At 73.2% G+C, this 15,386-nt stretch carries 13 protein-coding genes and 1 pseudogene; 10 read left to right on the forward strand and 4 right to left on the reverse strand.

Annotated elements, in window-relative coordinates; all coding sequences use genetic code 11:
- Positions 1 to 465: cutinase family protein (locus BST44_RS27255; protein ID WP_142274721.1), on the reverse strand; the 465-nt coding region annotated here is incomplete at its 3' end.
- Positions 466 to 522: 57 nt separating this feature from the next.
- Positions 523 to 1,353, reverse strand: coding sequence for a cutinase family protein (locus tag BST44_RS27260; protein WP_083179909.1), 831 nt, complete (start codon positions 1,351 to 1,353; stop codon positions 523 to 525).
- Between the two features lie 135 nt (positions 1,354 to 1,488).
- On the opposite strand from BST44_RS27260, the gene eccB reads away from it, so the two are divergent.
- Positions 1,489 to 2,850 carry a type VII secretion protein EccB gene (gene eccB, locus BST44_RS27265; RefSeq protein ID WP_083179910.1) on the forward strand — a complete coding sequence of 454 codons (1,362 nt, stop codon included), beginning with the start codon at positions 1,489 to 1,491 and terminating at the stop codon, positions 2,848 to 2,850.
- On the opposite strand, the gene mycP is transcribed toward eccB, so the two are convergent.
- Both mycP and eccD read right to left on the reverse strand, forming a co-directional pair.
- Complete coding sequence (mycP, locus tag BST44_RS27270) at positions 2,815 to 4,119, reverse strand: type VII secretion-associated serine protease mycosin (protein ID WP_083179911.1); 1,305 nt, start codon at positions 4,117 to 4,119, stop codon at positions 2,815 to 2,817. The two genes, eccB and mycP, sit on opposite strands and share 36 nt — an antisense overlap.
- Complete coding sequence (gene eccD, locus BST44_RS27275) at positions 4,116 to 5,510, reverse strand: type VII secretion integral membrane protein EccD (protein WP_244184966.1); 1,395 nt, start codon at positions 5,508 to 5,510, stop codon at positions 4,116 to 4,118. The genes mycP and eccD overlap by 4 nt, the downstream gene beginning before the upstream one ends.
- A gap of 127 nt (positions 5,511 to 5,637) precedes the next feature.
- On the opposite strand from eccD, the gene eccCa reads away from it, so the two are divergent.
- The 9 genes and pseudogenes from eccCa to BST44_RS27320 all read left to right on the forward strand — a co-directional run.
- Positions 5,638 to 9,282 carry a type VII secretion protein EccCa gene (gene eccCa, locus BST44_RS27280; RefSeq protein WP_083179912.1) on the forward strand — a complete coding sequence of 1,215 codons (3,645 nt, stop codon included), beginning with the start codon at positions 5,638 to 5,640 and terminating at the stop codon, positions 9,280 to 9,282.
- Entirely contained in the window at positions 9,279 to 10,502 is a 1,224-nt protein-coding gene (locus tag BST44_RS27285; protein WP_142274720.1) for a type VII secretion-associated protein, read from the forward strand. The genes eccCa and BST44_RS27285 overlap by 4 nt, the downstream gene beginning before the upstream one ends.
- Before the next feature lie 50 nt (positions 10,503 to 10,552).
- On the forward strand, positions 10,553 to 10,870 hold the full coding sequence (locus BST44_RS27290; RefSeq protein WP_083179920.1) for a WXG100 family type VII secretion target: 318 nt from the start codon (positions 10,553 to 10,555) through the stop codon (positions 10,868 to 10,870).
- 12 nt (positions 10,871 to 10,882) lie between these two features.
- A complete protein-coding gene (locus BST44_RS27295; RefSeq protein ID WP_083179914.1) occupies positions 10,883 to 11,182 on the forward strand; it encodes a WXG100 family type VII secretion target in 300 nt (99 codons plus the stop codon).
- Positions 11,183 to 11,403: 221 nt separating this feature from the next.
- A complete protein-coding gene (rplM, locus tag BST44_RS27300) occupies positions 11,404 to 11,847 on the forward strand; it encodes a 50S ribosomal protein L13 (protein WP_083179915.1) in 444 nt (147 codons plus the stop codon).
- Positions 11,848 to 11,864: 17 nt separating this feature from the next.
- Entirely contained in the window at positions 11,865 to 12,332 is a 468-nt protein-coding gene (gene rpsI, locus BST44_RS27305; RefSeq protein WP_439330758.1) for a 30S ribosomal protein S9, read from the forward strand.
- A gap of 138 nt (positions 12,333 to 12,470) precedes the next feature.
- The gene (glmM, locus tag BST44_RS27310) at positions 12,471 to 13,808 is read left to right on the forward strand and encodes a phosphoglucosamine mutase (RefSeq protein WP_083179917.1); all 1,338 of its coding nucleotides are present in this window, start codon (positions 12,471 to 12,473) and stop codon (positions 13,806 to 13,808) included.
- A gap of 366 nt (positions 13,809 to 14,174) precedes the next feature.
- The gene (locus tag BST44_RS27315) at positions 14,175 to 14,504 is read left to right on the forward strand and encodes a type VII secretion target (protein ID WP_083179918.1); all 330 of its coding nucleotides are present in this window, start codon (positions 14,175 to 14,177) and stop codon (positions 14,502 to 14,504) included.
- A gap of 2 nt (positions 14,505 to 14,506) precedes the next feature.
- Positions 14,507 to 15,386: pseudogene (locus BST44_RS27320) on the forward strand (hypothetical protein); the annotation flags it as partial.

Here is a 15,386-nt window from a genome sequence, read left to right on the forward strand (position 1 = left end):
GCCGCTGCCCGCCCGCCCGGACGGGTTCCCGAACAGGGCGACGGCGGCGACGTGGTCGGCGGCCGCGGCGGGCAGCGGCTGGCGAAAACCGAGGCCGGGCAACGGCGCGGCCGTGACGATGTCGACGACGGCGGCGCCCTGCGAGTAGCCGCCGAGCACCAGCTTGGTGTTGGGGCAGTTGCCGGCCATCTGCTGGATGTGATTGCTGGCGTCGTTGGCGCCGTCCGCGGCGGCCAGGAAGTCCTTGTTAGCCGGGTAGTTCACCGCATAGGAGCCAACGCTTTTGGAGGTCTGCCGGCGCAGCGCGTCGACGAACGCGCCGCCGACCTTGCCCACGCCGGGCGGCTCGTCGGTCCCGCGGGCGAACACCACCTCGACGCCGGGGCAGGAGGCCAGGGCTTGCGGAAGCAGCTGGGGAGCAACCACTATCGCGGCGCCGGCCAGCAGGCCGGCGCCCAGCGTCAATGGAATGAGCCGCACCCCACGATGTTAGGGGCGCGTTGGTCTCGCGACGGTAACGATTCAGACGAGAGGAGCTTGCGGAGTCACCGTGGTGGGCGCGGCGGGCGCGGGGGCGGTGCCGCCGTGGATCGAGGGCGGCGACCCCGGCGGGGTCTGCCCGTACACCGGCGACGGCGTGGCACCGGGCTGGTTCGGGACGGGGCCCAGCGGTGGCCCGAACGCGGGCCCCAACGGGCTCGAACCGGCCAGCTTCTGGGCGACGAACGCCGCCGCCTGGGTGGTGTAGACGGGGACGTAGCCCTCGGTGTGCCCGGTCCACTCGTTGCCGGGGCCGGCGTGGCAGATCGGGTCGTTGGGGTTGCAGTAGTCGGCGGCCTTCGAGCCCAGCAGCGCGCTCTGGCTGGGCAGCGTGCCGCCGGCGCGGTCGGCCACGTCGCCGAAGGTGACGACGGCGGCGATGTTGGGGGCGTACTGCGCCGGGAGCGTGTTGCCCCAGCTGATGCCGCCGATCGGGACGCCGGCCACGATGTCCATCACCGACGCGCCCTGGGAGTAACCGCCCAGCACGATCTTGGTGTTGGGGCAGGTCTCCACGCTCTTCTTGACGCGGTCGATGGTGTCGTTGGCGCCGTCGCCGCCGTGCAGCTGCAGCTTGCTGGCCGCGTAGTTCACCCCGTAGGGCAGGATGTTCAGCCCGGTCTGCTGGCGCAGCGAGTCCACGAACGCGTCGCCGACGCGGCCCAGGCCGGCCGGCTCGTTGGTGCCGCGCGCGAAGATGACCTCGACGTCCGGGCAGTCAAACGCGGCGGCTGTTGGCGTCGCGGCGGGGGATAACAGCAGGCCGGAGGCAGTGACCAGTGCAGAGGCCCCGAGCCCGAGGCAGCGACCCATGCGGAGGGGAAACACGCCGTTACTTTACCCACCCTAAGCAAAGTTCGAAACTTCGCTGACCTGTGGATCGAGGCAGCGGCTCCGCGGCCGGCCGTTTTATCGTGGGCGCAGCGAGTGCGCAGGGCGGGAGGGTCAGTGCAGGGTCGGCCGGCCACGTGGCTGCACGTCAGCGGTCACCGACTCCTGCTGCGCCGCGCGGAGTGTGCGTTGCTGGGTGGGGATATCCACACGCTGAGCACCCGCTCGCGTGCGCAAACGGCGGCGCTGACGGTCGGGTGCTTGCTGGCGGCGATCGCCGTCGCGGGAGCGGCGCTCCTTGCTTTGCTGCGGCCACGGGTGGCGCTGGACGGCGTCCCACTGGTGATGGAGCGAGAGTCCGGAGCGCTCTACGTGCGGGTGGGCGATACCTGGCACCCGGTGTTGAACCTGGCGTCGGCGCGGCTGATCGCGGCGACCGCTGCCAACCCCCGCCCGGTTCCCGAGGCGGACCTGGCCCGCGCCAAACGTGGGCCGTTGCTGGGCATCCCGGGCGCGCCGCAACTCATTGGCCGGCCGTTGACCACGGACGACACCGCCTGGACGATCTGCGACACCGGCGGTGCCGGGGCGACGACGGTGATCGTGGGCCGCACCGACGACGCGGTCACCCATACCCTGAGGTCCGGACAGGCCGTCCTGGCCGCGTCCGGGTCGCGTTCGCCGGCGTACCTGCTCTACGACGGGCAGCGGGCCATGGTCGACGTCACCGACACCGCGGTGGTGCGCGCGTTGCGGCTGGAGGGGCGGCCGCCGATCCCGGTCTCGCAATCGTTGCTGAACGCGATCCCCGAGGCGCCCCCGATCAGGGCGCCGTGGATCCGCGGGGCCGGCGGAAAGGCGCCGACGCTGCCCGGATTCGCGGTGGGCAGCGTGGTACGCATCATGCAGAGCGGGGGTGACGAGTATTACGCGGTACTGGCGAGCGGGGTCCAGCGGATCGGACAGGTGGCCGCCGACCTGCTGCGCTTCGCTGACTCCCGGGGTGTCGCCACCGCCGTCGCCGTGGCGCCCGACGCCATCCGCGCCGCCCGGATCGTGGACTCGCTGCCGGTGGCGGCCTTCCCCGACCGGGCTCCCGGACTCGTGGACGACAGCGGCGCGTTGTGCGTGTCGTCGCGGGCCGCGCCATCCGGCGTCACGTTGCTGGCCGGCAGCCGACTGCCCCTGCCGGCCGGTCAGGCGCCGGTGACCTTGGCGCAGGCCGACGGCCGCGGCCCCGCATTGGACGCCGTCTACGTGCCGCCCGGGCGGAGCGCCCACGCGCAGGCGGGGGCGCGTTATCTGATCACCGACACCGGGGTGCGGTTCGCGGTCCACGACGACGACGCCGCCCACGACCTCGGGCTACCGTCGGCGGCCCCGGCGCCGTGGCCGATTCTGCGGACCCTGCCGGCCGGACCCGAGCTGAGCCGGCAGCAGGCGTCAATCGCCCGCGACTCGGTTGCGGGCGGTCCGTAGCCGGGCCCCGGCGACGCCGGCGGCCAGCGCCATCAGCAGCCCGGCAAGGCAGACGGCGGCACCGCGCAGTGCGGTGTCCCGCGCGCGGTCGTTCGGCGGCGCGGCCGGTGGCGGCGCGGCGATCGGCGCGGGCGGCGGCGCTGGCGACGCCGTCCCGGGCGCGCCGGCATCGGTGCTGACAGCCGCCAGGGCGTCGATCGTCCCGTGCCCGACGAGCGGATCCCACCCGGCGGACGGGTGGTGCGCCGTCGACTCGATGCGCTGCATCACCTGCCGCGCGGTCAACGTCGGGAACCGGGCCCGGATCAGCGCGGCCAGTCCGCTGACCACCGGGGCGGCAAAACTCGTGCCGGACACCGGTTCGGACCCGAGCGGCGTCACCGCCTCCCCCGGGGCGGCGACGTCCACCCACGGGCCGGCGAGGGTGAACGTCGACGGGCCGCCGCCCGGATTCACCGAACCCACGGTCAGCACGTAGTCGTCGTACCAGGCCGGGCTGACGGCGACCGTGACGGTGTCCCAGGTGGCGTCCGACCGCTGTGGTGGGCACGGCGCCGATCCGCCGGTATTTCCCGCCGCGGCCACGACGACCGCGTTCTTGACGTCCACGGCGTAGGCCAGCGCGGCGCCCAGCGCGCGGTCATCGAGCGCCGACGCGGCCGCAACGCACGCCACCGAGGAGATGTTGATCACCGACGCGCCGAGATCGGCGGCGGTGCGGACCGCCTTGGCCATGGTGTCCACGTCGCCGACGCCGACGCGGGACCGATCGCCGGCCGGCGAGAACTTCGCGCTGGACTGGCGGATGCTGACCACCGTGGCTTCCGGCGCCACCCCACTGAAGCCGCCGGACGTCGAATCCGCTGTCGCGGCGATGATTCCGGCGACCAGGGTGCCGTGCGCGTCACAATCCTGGGTGCCGTCCCCGCTGGACACATAGTCTCCGCCCGGCACCACGTCGGGTAGCAGGCGGTGGCGCGAAACGCCGGTGTCGATCACCGCGACCCGCTGCCCGGCGCCGCGGGTGAGCCGCCAGACCCGCGACAGGTCGAGCCGCGCCGTCAGCGGGTCCGGCGCCGAACCCGTCGTGATCGCGGCGCAAGCCTCACGCTGGACCGTCGGCCACGGCGACACCGGACGCGCGGGCTTCGGTAACCGGGCGTCGTCGACCGGCGGCGGCGAAATCGCCTGCGCCGAAGGCGTTCCGAGCAGTGACGCCCACGCCAACGCCGACACCGACAGCAGGCGCGTGACGCGCGGGGCGCTCATGTGAGATTCAGTCCCCGCACGGCGCCATACAGTCCACAGATCCAGCACGCCAGTGGAACCATCGCGACCAGCCCCAGCCACTCCAGCGCGTCGACGCCTCGCCGTACCGGGGGCGGCAGCGATACGGCCGGAGCGAGGAAGCCCAGCTGTATCGCCGCGGCGGCCAGCGTCGCCGTCGCCGCGGCGACCCAGGCCCCATGACCGGGGGTGCTCACGGCGGCGGCACCGAAGGTGGTCGCCAGCACCAGGATTCCCCCGCCGACGAACGCCAGCATCTTGGCGCCGTCACTGGAGCGCGCGCGAAGCAGGAGCAGTGCGCCGGTGAGGCAGCCGAACGCCACGCAGGACGGGCGCGGCGCGCCGGCAAGGACGCTGACGACGGCGCCGACGGCCGCCGACGACGAGAACCCGGCGAGCAGGCTCGACAACCGGGCGTCGGCGCGGTGGGCCCGCGCCGCCACGCACGCCCCGGCGGTTTCGGCCGGGTCGGTGTCCGGAGTGGCCGGCAACCGGGGCGACAGGCCCGCCAGGACGATCGACACCCGCGCCGCGGCACCCAACAGGCCGACCGAGACCAGAGCCGACGCCGCGCCGATCGCGCGAAGCGGGGCGGCGGTGATCACCCCTACCAACGCGGCCGCCGCGACGACCGTCGCGGCGCACGACGCGGCGGTCAAAGTGGCCACGCCGCAGCCCGATACCCGGATCGCCAACACGGAGGTGACGGCCGCCGCCGTCGCGCCCAGCAACACCTTGCAGGCACCCGGGCCGCCGGGCACCGCCAGAACACCGGCGACCGCGGCGAAGGCGGTGGCCATCGCGTTCAGTGCCAGGCCCGCCGCCGCGTCCCGGTAGGCGCGGTGCGCGACGGCGGCCGACAGCAGGGCGATCAGGCTCGCGGCCGCCGCCACGGCGACGGTGGTGTGCGGTTCGTGGTCGGCGCTACCGTGCAACGTGTTTCGGGCCAGCGCCAGCGCGCCGACGGCGGTCACGCAGGCCGCCGTCACCGCACCGCTGACCCGGGTTGCGAGCCGGCGCCGGGCGACCGTCCACGGTTCGGGAGCCGCCGCCAGCGCCTCGAAGACCGCCTCCGCGACGTCGTGATGCCGGGCGGCGGGCGCCGGGGCCGACGACTGGCCCAGCAGCAGAACGGCACCGTCGACGATCCCGCTCTGCGCCAACGTCTTCGACGGGTCGAGAGCGGAGGACCCGGGCAGTGACAGGTGGTAGCGCTTGCCGGCCGAAGCGTCGCCGGCGTCGCGGACATTCAGGGCGTCCACGATCGACGGGGTCAGCACGGCGACGGGAATCTCGGCCGGTAGGGACAAGTCGGCGGCGGTGGACCCGGAATGGATCGACACGCGGCGCAGCGCCGGATCGGTTGCAGGCAAGGGTGGCCCCTTCGGTCGGAATGCCGCGAACATAGCCACGTTCCGGCCGTCCGGTATGCGGCTGTCCACAGGTGACTTGTCGCCGATTTCGGTGCTGCCTAGCGTTCGTCGAACGGGAGGGGGCGAGATGACCCAGGTTTTCGTGCCCGCGGCGCGGCGGCCGCCGCCGGCGGTGCCGACCGCGGACCTCGTCGTCGATGCGCCGCCCGCCCTGCCCGCGGCGCCCGGGCTGCTGCCCCGCCTGTGGCCGGCCGTTGCGGCCGTCGCCGGGATGGGCGTCATGGCGGTTGCGTTCCGATCGGGGCCGGGCGGCCAGCGCGCGACGATGTTCTTGGCCTTCCCGATCATGATGCTGGCGTCCTCGGTGGCGACGGCCCTCTCCGGTCGCGCGCGCCGCCGGGGCGGCGGCGTCGACGCCGACCGGCTGCGCTATCTCGGATACCTCAGCCGGCTGCGCGAAACGGTCGCCGAAACCGCCGCCGCGCAGTGTTTCTCGCTGACGCACGACCACCACTACCCCGACACGCTGTGGACCTTGGTCGGCGGCCCGCGCATGTGGGAGCGGCGGGTCGCCGACCCCGACTTCGGCCTCGTCCGGGTCGGTACCGGGGTCCAGCCGCTCGCTTCCCGCTTGATGGCCCCGCAGATCAGCGAGCCCGCCGACCCGGTGACCGCCACCGCCTTGCACCGCTTCCTGTGCGCGCATTCGACGGTCGTCGCGCCGATCGCCGTGGGGTTGCGCGAGAGCGCGCGGGCGACGATCGCCGGCGACGCGGACGCGGCGCGCGGGATGGTGCGCGCGATGATCTGCCAGCTCGCCGTCTCACATCCCCCCGATCAATTGCTGATCGTCGCCGCGATCGGCGACCGGGCCCGGCCCGAGTGGGAGTGGCTGAAGTGGTTGCCGCACAACCAACACCCGACCGCCGCCGACGAGCTGGGCCCGGTCCGGATGGTGTACCGCGGTGTGCGGGAGGCGCGGGCCGCGCTCGCCGGCGTGCCGGCGGCACATGCCGTGGTGGTCGCCGACCTGGACGGCGACGTCGGCGGGTTCGCCGGCGCGACCGTTCTCGAAGTCGGCGGGGGCCGCGCGGGCGCACCGGTGACGATAAGCGGGCTCGGCGGCACTCAGCGGGTGTCGCGGCCCGACCGGATGGACGCGCTGGACGCGTCGATATGCGCCCGCCGGTTGGCGATGTACCGGGTGGGCGCTGCCGATACCGGCCCGATGGAAATCGGTGTCCCGGACCGCTTCGACCCGGTCGCGTGGTGGGACGGCCAAGACCACCGCGGCCGGCTGCGCGTGCCGATCGGGACCAGTGCCGTCGGCGCGGTCCTGGAATTGGACATCAAAGAGGCCGCCGAAGGGGGCATGGGACCACACGGGCTCTGCATCGGCGCCACCGGGTCCGGCAAGTCCGAGCTGCTGCGCACGATCGCGCTGGGCATGGTCGCGCGCAACTCTCCCGCGGTGCTCAATCTGCTGCTCATCGACTTCAAAGGCGGTGCAACCTTTCTCGACTACGCGCGGGCCCCGCACGTGGCAGCGGTGATCACGAATCTCGCCGACGAGGCGCCGCTGGTCACCCGGATGCGCGACGCCCTGGCCGGGGAAATGAACCGGCGCCAGGAGTTGCTGCGCGCGGCGGGCTGCGTCAGCGCCGCCGCGTACGAACGTGCGCGCCGGGCCGGTGCCGCGCAGACGGCACTGCCCACCCTGTTCATCATCGTGGACGAGTTTTCCGAGTTGCTCAGCCAGCACCCGGATTTCGCCGAGGTGTTCGTGGCGATCGGGCGGCTCGGCCGATCCCTGGGCATGCACCTGCTGCTGGCCAGCCAACGCCTCGACGAGGGCCGGCTGCGCGGCCTCGACGCCCACCTCTCCTACCGCATCTGTTTGAAGACCCTGTCGGCCGCCGAATCGCGCGCGGCGCTGGGAACGCTGGACGCCCACGAACTGCCCAGCGCCCCCGGAGCCGGCTACCTGCGCACCAGCGACGGTGGGCTCACCCGCTTCCAGGCGGCATACGTGTCGGGGCCCGCCCCGGCCGCCCCGGCGGTGCCTGCCGCCCGAGTGCTGGAGTTCGGGATCGACAGGGTCGGCGCGGTCGCCCAGGCCGCCGAGACCGGCGGGCCGTCGCGCCGGACGGTGCTGGACGCGGTCCTCGACCGGCTGTGCGGGCACGGACCGCCCGCCCACCAGGTCTGGCTGCCCCCGCTGGGTGCCGCGCCCGAACTGAGCGCCCTGCTTCGCGGTGCGCCGGCCCCGGCGGCCACGCTGACCGTGCCCATCGGTATCGTCGACCGGCCCCTCGAGCAGCGCCGGACGGCGTTGATGATCGATTTGCGCGGGGCCGCAGGCAATGTGGCGGTGGTCGGCGCGCCCCAATCGGGCAAGTCCACGGCGATGCGCACCTTGATCACCGCGCTGGCCGCCACGCACGACCCGGCCCAGGTGCAGTTCTACTGCCTGGACTTCGGCGGTGGGGCGTTGACGTCGGCGCGGGCGCTGCCGCATGTCGGCGCGGTCGCCGGCAGGACCGAACCAAGGCTGGCCGCGCGGATCGTTGCCGAATGCGAGTCGGTGATTTATGCGCGGGAAGCGATTTTCAGCGAGCACGGCGTCGGGTCGATCGCCGAGTACCGCCGGCTGCGGGCCGAAGGCGTGGCACCGGGCGCCGATCGGTTCGGTGACGTCGTCCTCGTCGTCGACGGCTGGGCGAGGTTGCGTGACGAATTCGGGGCGCTGGAGGCGGCGGTCACCGCCATTGCGGGCCAGGGCCTTTCGTTCGGCGTGCACGTGGTGTTGTCGGCGTCGCGGTGGGCCGAGATCAGGCCGGCGCTGCGCGACCAGATCGCCACCCGCATCGAGCTGCGGTTGGGCGACCCGGGAGATTCCGAGCTGGATCGCAGGGCGGCGCAGCACGTGCCCCGGGGCAGACCCGGCCGCGGGCTCGCCGGCGACGGGTCGCACATGATGATCGCCTTGCCCGTGGCCGACGTCGGTCCCGCCGAATCGGTTGCCCCGCCAATACCGTTGCTGCCCAAGCTGGTCGAGCGCGACGCCGCCGTGGCCGAGGCCGGTGACCGCATCCTCCTGGGCATCGACGAGCGCCGGCTGCGACCGGTGACCTGCGAGTTCGACCGGCAGGCCCACCTGCTGGTGCTCGGCGAGAAGGAATGTGGGAAGACGGCGACGCTGCGGACGCTGTGCCGCGAGATCGTCCGGACCAAGACCCCCGCGCAAGCCCGGCTCGTGATCGTCGACTTTCGGCGCAGCCTGCTCGACGCCGTCACGGGTGAACACCTCGACGGCTATGTCACGTCGCAGGGGGCGCTGGCCGGGATGCTGCCGGAGTTGGCCGAGTCGTTGCGGCGGCGCACGCCCCCGGCCGACGCGAGCCCGGCGCAACTGCGGGCCGGGACGTGGTCTGGCCCCGAGATCTATCTCGTCGTCGACGACTACGACCTGGTCGCCGGCCCGGCCGGCAACCCGCTGGGGCCTATCGCCGAATACCTGCCGTACGCAACGGATCTCGGCCTACACCTGGTCGTCGCCCGGCGCATCGCGGGGGCCGAGCGCGCGTTGTTCGAGCCGCTGCCGGCGAGCTTGCGCGACCTCGGCTGCGTGACGTTGATGATGAGCGGATGCCCCGCTGAGGACGCGCCCTTCGGCGCCCGGCGTCCCGTGCGGTTGCCGCCCGGCCGCGGCTTCCTGATCACCGGTCCCGGCGACGAAGAGCTCGTCCAGGTCGCCTGGAGCGCGCCGTGATGCCGCATCGCGCCGTCATCGAGGCCGGGCCCGCCACCATCCGCAGATTGTGTTGCGGGGCAGGTGCGGTCGCCCATGACGCGACACCCGAGGTCGCCGGGGCGGCGCTGGACGCGATCGACGATCGGGTCGCGTTGGTGGGCGAGCGGCCGGTCGCCGTCGCTTCGCTCTGGAGCGATGCGCTGCGGTCGGCGGCCTGTGCACAGGCCAGGGGCGTGACGGTGGTGCATCCGTCCTGGTGGTCCCCCTCCCGCGTCGGGCTGGTGAGCTCGGCCGCGGCCACCGTGTCCGGCGACGTGCTGGTGCGGCCCCGGTCGTGGCTGCTGACGTCGGACGCCGAGGCGCACGCGGAAGTGACCGTCGTGGTGGAGATTACGGACGCGATGGTGGTGGTTGGCGGCGCCGACGGCGTCGCCATACCGCGTAGGCGCCCGCCGCATCCGGTCGCCCAGGAGGTGGTGGCCGTCCTCGCGGGCATGCCCGCGGACAGGGTGCTCATCGACGCGCCGGTCCCGGGGGCATCGACGATTGCGGCGTCGATCGCCGAGGCCGCGCGCGGCAACGGGCAGACGGTGATGCGAGTCGACGACGCGCGGCTGGCCCGGCTGGCGCGCTCGGTCGGGCGCGGCGACGAGCCGATCGCGCCGCGCGAACGTGGGGGCCGCGTCCGGTCCCGTGGTCGGGCGCTGAGCGGCCTCGGCGCGGCCACCATCGTGCTGGCCGCGGCGGCGCCGGCCGCGATCAGCGCGGGCCGGCACGGCGCGGCGAGCTCACCGCCGGTGACTGCCCCGCCGGCGACCTTCCTGGTCGAAGGCCGGGTGGCGGTGGCCGTGCCCTCGGATTGGCCCACGCAACGCGTGCTCGCCGGGCCCGGGTCGGCGCGGGTCCAGGTCACCTCGCCGGTCGACCCCGAAGTGGCGTTGCACGTCACGCAGTCCCCGGTCGCCGGCGACACGCTCGGCGGCGCCGCCGAGCGGCTGAAACGCGCGATCGACGCCGAGCCCCCGGGGGTGTTCGTCGACTTCAACCCCGCGGGAACCAGCGCCGGCAGGCCGGCGGTCACCTACCTCGAGGTCCGCCCCGGCCATCGCGTGCGGTGGACCGTGCTGCTGGACGGGCCGGTGCGGATCAGCCTCGGATGCCAGAGCCGGCCCGGCGGCGAAGACGCCGTCCGCGCCGTCTGCGAGCAGGCGGTGCGATCCGCCCACGCGGTCGGATGACTAGCGAAACCGGGTGGAACCAAATGAGCGTCGGCGCGGTCGAACCCAATATGACTGCTCCGAACACACTGAGCGCCGACTTCGACCTGATGCGATCGGTCGCGGCGACCACGGACGCGCGCAACGAGGAGATCCGGGCGATGTTGCAGGCATTCATCGGCCGCATGGGCGGGGTCCCGCCGTCGGTGTGGGGCGGCACCGCGGCCGCGCGGTTCAAAGACGTGCTGGATCGCTGGAACGCCGAGTCGCTGCGGCTCTACCACGTCCTGCACGCGATCGGCGAGACCATCCGGCACAACGCCGCCACACTGCAGGAGGCGGGCCACGACCACGCCGCCCACATCGCCGCCGCCGGCGGCACGCTGTGATCGAGAGGATTCATGGTGGAGTCGCCGCTTTCCTATGACTTCGGCGAGATCGAGTATTCGGTCCGCCGGGAAATCCACGCCACATCGGCCCGTCTCAACGCGGCGTTGGACGAGTTGAGGTCGCAGATCGCCCCGCTGCAGCAGCTCTGGACCCGCGAGGCGGCCGCCGCCTACCAGGTCGAACAGCAGAAGTGGCACCAGGCGGCGACCGCCCTCAACGAGATCCTGGTCGACCTCGGCAACGCGGTGCGCGACGGCGCGGACGAGGTGGCCGACGCCGATCGGCGGGCTGCCGGCGCCTGGGGCGGGTAGGCAAAGCACCCACAGACGTCTGTGTGGTCCCGGTGGAGGAGAGCCCCGGGACCACACAGTCATTTTGACCTGCGGGGACGCGCGTCGGTAAGCTGCTCGGTTGGCGTGCGGTACGCCGGGGCCTCGGGTCAACGTCGGTCGCCGAGACTAGCCCCACCGCGAACGCCTGACCGGCACCCGGCTCGACCCGGGATCCACCTCGAGAGAAGAAGGTAAGCGCTGTGCCCACCTACGCGCCAAAGGCGGGTGACACCACGCGGTCGTGGTACGTCATCGACGCCACGGACGTGGTGCTTGGCCGCCTTGCCGTCGCGGCGGCCACCCTGCTGCGCGGCAAGCACAAGCCGACGTTCGCCCCCAATGTCGACGGCGGTGACTTCGTCATCGTCATCAACGCCGACAAGGTCGCCCTCTCCGGCGACAAATTGCAGAGCAAGCTGGCTTACCGCCACTCGGGGTACCCCGGCGGCCTGCACTCGCGCACCATCGGCGAGCTGATGGACAAGCACCCCGACCGCGTCGTCGAGAAGGCGATCGTCGGCATGCTGCCCAAGAACAAGCTCAGCCGTCAGATCCAGCGCAAACTCCACGTCTACGCCGGCCCGGAGCACCCGCACGCCGCTCAGCAGCCGGTTCCGTACGAGATCAAGCAGGTGGCCCAGTGACCGAAACGACCGAGGCCCTGGAGACCACGGCCACCCCGGAAACCCCCGACGTGCCGGCCGAGGCGCCCGCCCCCGCGGCCGCCGAGTCCTTCGTCTTCGACCGGCCGATCCAGACCGTCGGCCGCCGCAAGGAGGCCGTGGTGCGGGTTCGCCTGGTGCCCGGCACCGGCAAGTTCGACCTCAACGGCCGCAGCCTGGAGGACTACTTCCCCAACAAGGTGCACCAGCAGCTGATCAAGGCCCCGCTGGTCACCGTCGACCGGGTGGAGAACTTCGACATCTTCGCGCTGCTGCATGGCGGCGGTCCGTCGGGACAGGCCGGCGCGCTGCGCCTGGGCATCGCGCGGGCGCTGATCCTGGCGCAGCCCGAGGACCGGCCCGCGCTGAAGAAGGCCGGCTTCCTCACCCGTGACCCGCGCGCCACGGAGCGCAAGAAGTACGGCCTGAAGAAGGCCCGCAAGGCACCTCAGTACAGCAAGCGCTGATCGAGCATCACTTTCTGGCCGCGGCGGGGCCTCAACACGCGTTCCTTCGGCGTGTCTGCGCGCAAACGGGCCCCGTTTCGGTCAGAAAAGAACGGGCACGTTAGGTGCTGAACCGGCAATTGTGAGAGGTTTGTCCGCATGGGTCGACTATTCGGCACCGACGGTGTCCGTGGGGTCGCCAACCGGGAGTTGACCGCCGAGCTGGCGCTCGCGCTGGGCGCCGCCGCCGCGCGGCACCTGGCGAGCGCGGGCGGGCCCGGCCGCCGCGTCGCCGTGATCGGGCGTGACCCCCGGGCCAGCGGCGAGATGCTGGAGGCCGCGGTGATCGCCGGGCTGACCAGCCAGGGCGTCGACGCGCTGCGGGTCGGGGTGCTGCCCACCCCCGCGGTGGCCTACCTGACCGGCGCCTACGACGCCGACTTCGGCGTGATGATCTCGGCGTCGCACAACCCGATGCCCGACAACGGCATCAAGATCTTCGGCCCGGGCGGGCGCAAGCTCGACGACGACACCGAGGACCGGATCGAGGCGTTGCTCGCCGGCGCGCCCTCGTCGCGTCCCGTCGGCGCCGGGATCGGCCGCGTCATCGACGCCGAGGACGCCGACGACCGCTACCTGCGCCACCTGAGCAAGGCCAGCACGATGCGGCTCGACGGCCTGACCGTGGTGGTCGACTGCGCGCACGGCGCGGCCTCGTCGGTGGCGCCGCGCGCCTACCGCGCCGCGGGCGCCCGGGTCATCGCGATCAACGCCGACCCCAACGGCCTGAACATCAACGACGACTGCGGCTCCACCCACCTGGATTCGCTGCGCGCCGCCGTCATCGCGCACCGGGCCGACCTCGGCCTGGCCCACGACGGCGACGCCGACCGCTGCCTGGCCGTCGACGCCGACGGCGAGCTCGTCGACGGCGACGCGATCATGGTCGTGCTCGCGCTGGCCATGCGCGAGGCCGGCGAGCTGGCCTCGGACACGCTGGTGGCGACCGTGATGAGCAATCTCGGGCTGCACCTGGCCATGCGTTCCGCCGGGATCACCGTGCGCACGACCGGCGTCGGCGACCGCTACGTCCTCGAGGAACTGCGCGCGGGCGACTACAGCCTGGGCGGCGAGCAGTCCGGCCACATCGTGATGCCCGCGCTGGGCTCCACCGGGGACGGCATCGTCACCGGGCTGCGGTTGATGACGCGGATGGCGCAGACCGGCTCGTCGCTGACCGAGCTGGCCGCGCCGATGCAGACGCTGCCGCAGGTGCTCATCAACGTCCGGGTCGCCGACAAGGACACCGCCGCGGCCGCGCCCGCGGTGCGGACGGCGGTCGGCGACGCCGAGGCCGAACTCGGAGACACCGGCCGAATCCTGTTGCGCCCCTCCGGGACCGAGCCCGTCATCCGCGTCATGGTGGAGGCGCCCGAGGCGGACGTCGCCCAGCGCGTGGCCAACCGGGTGGCCGAGGCGGTCAGCTCCGCGCACTGAACCCCCGCGTGACCCCGGGCGCGCCCGGCCGAGGAACCCCCTCCCGGCCAGTGCGGTCCGTGACTGAATCGATCACCAGGCCCGTGCCGGTAATGGTTTCGCCAGCGCCGAAACCAACCGGGGCAAGTCGCCAGCCTGGCCGCCGCCTTTCATGGCGCGGGGCGCTCTACCGCCGAGGCCGACCCGTCGCTCCGACTTTTCCACTCTGCCGCCAGCTCCGGATTTGCCGGCCCCGAGCTCAGCATCCTGACGACCAATAGTGCTCGCCCGCGCGGGTTTCGCTGCTCTGGATGTGGCACACCGGCCGGCGCCGGGCGGCGCTGAATCTCTGGGAACCGGGGCGCGCGGCCGGCCGTCGGATTAGGCATGAGATTCGACAGGGGAATACGGCCGGTGGTCGTGTCCCGCACCGAGATCGACGTCCCGGCGACGCATCGCGTGGCCGACCAGTTCCGTGCCGCCGCCGACCTGATCGACCGCGCCCTGAGCGATCGGCTGGGTCGGCTGGCTTTCGGCGGGGTCGCCGCCGGGCGCGCGCACGCCGCGCGCGGTGACGCGCTGCGTGCCGAGTTGGAGCGACTGACCGCCGAAGTGGCACTGTGGTCGCGCGCGTCCGCGGAGATCGCCGTCGCCCTGCGGGCGAGCGCCGACCGCTACGCCGACGCCGAGCTGTATGCCGCGGAACGGATCGCCTGAGCATGGCCGACCGGTTGGACGTCGCCGAGCGCCTCGCCGAGGGCGCGCCCGCCGTCGACCACACGCAGAATTACGTGCAGGCCTGCCATGCCCTGGGCTACCAGCATCCGGACCTGACGTCGCGTCCCGAGCAACTCCGCGACTGGTATGACACCGAAGACGGCCTCGATCTACGTGCCCTGGACCGCGACTGCGCGGAGCTGCGGGCGGCGGGCGAGGCGGTGACCGAAGCGCTGCGGATCCAGCGCGCCCAGGTGGCCGAGCTGGCCGCGGCCTGGACGGGGCCGGGCGGGGACGCCGCGGTGCGGTTCATGGAGCGGCACTGCGACGCGGCCGCCGCGGTGGCGACCGAAGTTCGGGCGGCGGCGCAACGGTGCGAATCGCTGCGCGACAACCTCTGGTACCTGGTCGACTCCAAGGTCGCGACCGCGATCGCCGTCGACGACGGCACGCAGGCGCAGCGGCCGGCCTGGCTGGTCGCCGCCGCCACGGTCACAACCGGGGCGGGGGACCGGCAAGCCGCCGAACAGGTGGTGCGTGAGCAGGTGATGCCGTACGTGGACAACGAGATCCGCGACGACTGGCTGACGACGATGCGGTCGACGCGCGACGGTGTCGACACCGCCTACGACATGGTCACCGACCGGATGGCCGCCGCGCCGGCCGTGCGCTTCGATGCCCCCGCCGATCTTGACCCCGGTTATCCACCGGTGCGCCCGGCCCCGCCCACCGCACCGCCCGTCGCGGTGACGCCGGCGGCCGCGGTCTCGAGCCCGCCGCCGGCTCCGGCGCCCACCGCGACGACGCTCGCGCCGGCGCCGGTTCCGGCCGCGCCGGAACCGGACTGGGGATCCACGCTGGGGGAGGCCGCCGGCCTGGGGG

Origin of the sequence: Mycobacterium scrofulaceum, from assembly GCF_002086735.1 — a bacterium.
Lineage (GTDB): Bacteria > Actinomycetota > Actinomycetes > Mycobacteriales > Mycobacteriaceae > Mycobacterium > Mycobacterium scrofulaceum.

What these genes read in the sequence shown, in the direction of transcription:
- BST44_RS27260 (WP_083179909.1), bottom strand. Translation starts at nt 1,353, where the DNA reads ATGGGTCGCTGCCTCGGGCTCGGGGCCTCTGCACTGGTCACTGCCTCC.
- mycP (WP_083179911.1), bottom strand. Translation starts at nt 4,119, where the DNA reads ATGAGCGCCCCGCGCGTCACGCGCCTGCTGTCGGTGTCGGCGTTGGCG.
- eccCa (WP_083179912.1), top strand. Translation starts at nt 5,638, where the DNA reads ATGACCCAGGTTTTCGTGCCCGCGGCGCGGCGGCCGCCGCCGGCGGTG.
- BST44_RS27290 (WP_083179920.1), top strand. Translation starts at nt 10,553, where the DNA reads ATGACTGCTCCGAACACACTGAGCGCCGACTTCGACCTGATGCGATCG.
- BST44_RS27295 (WP_083179914.1), top strand. Translation starts at nt 10,883, where the DNA reads ATGGTGGAGTCGCCGCTTTCCTATGACTTCGGCGAGATCGAGTATTCG.
- glmM (WP_083179917.1), top strand. Translation starts at nt 12,471, where the DNA reads ATGGGTCGACTATTCGGCACCGACGGTGTCCGTGGGGTCGCCAACCGG.
- BST44_RS27315 (WP_083179918.1), top strand. Translation starts at nt 14,175, where the DNA reads ATGAGATTCGACAGGGGAATACGGCCGGTGGTCGTGTCCCGCACCGAG.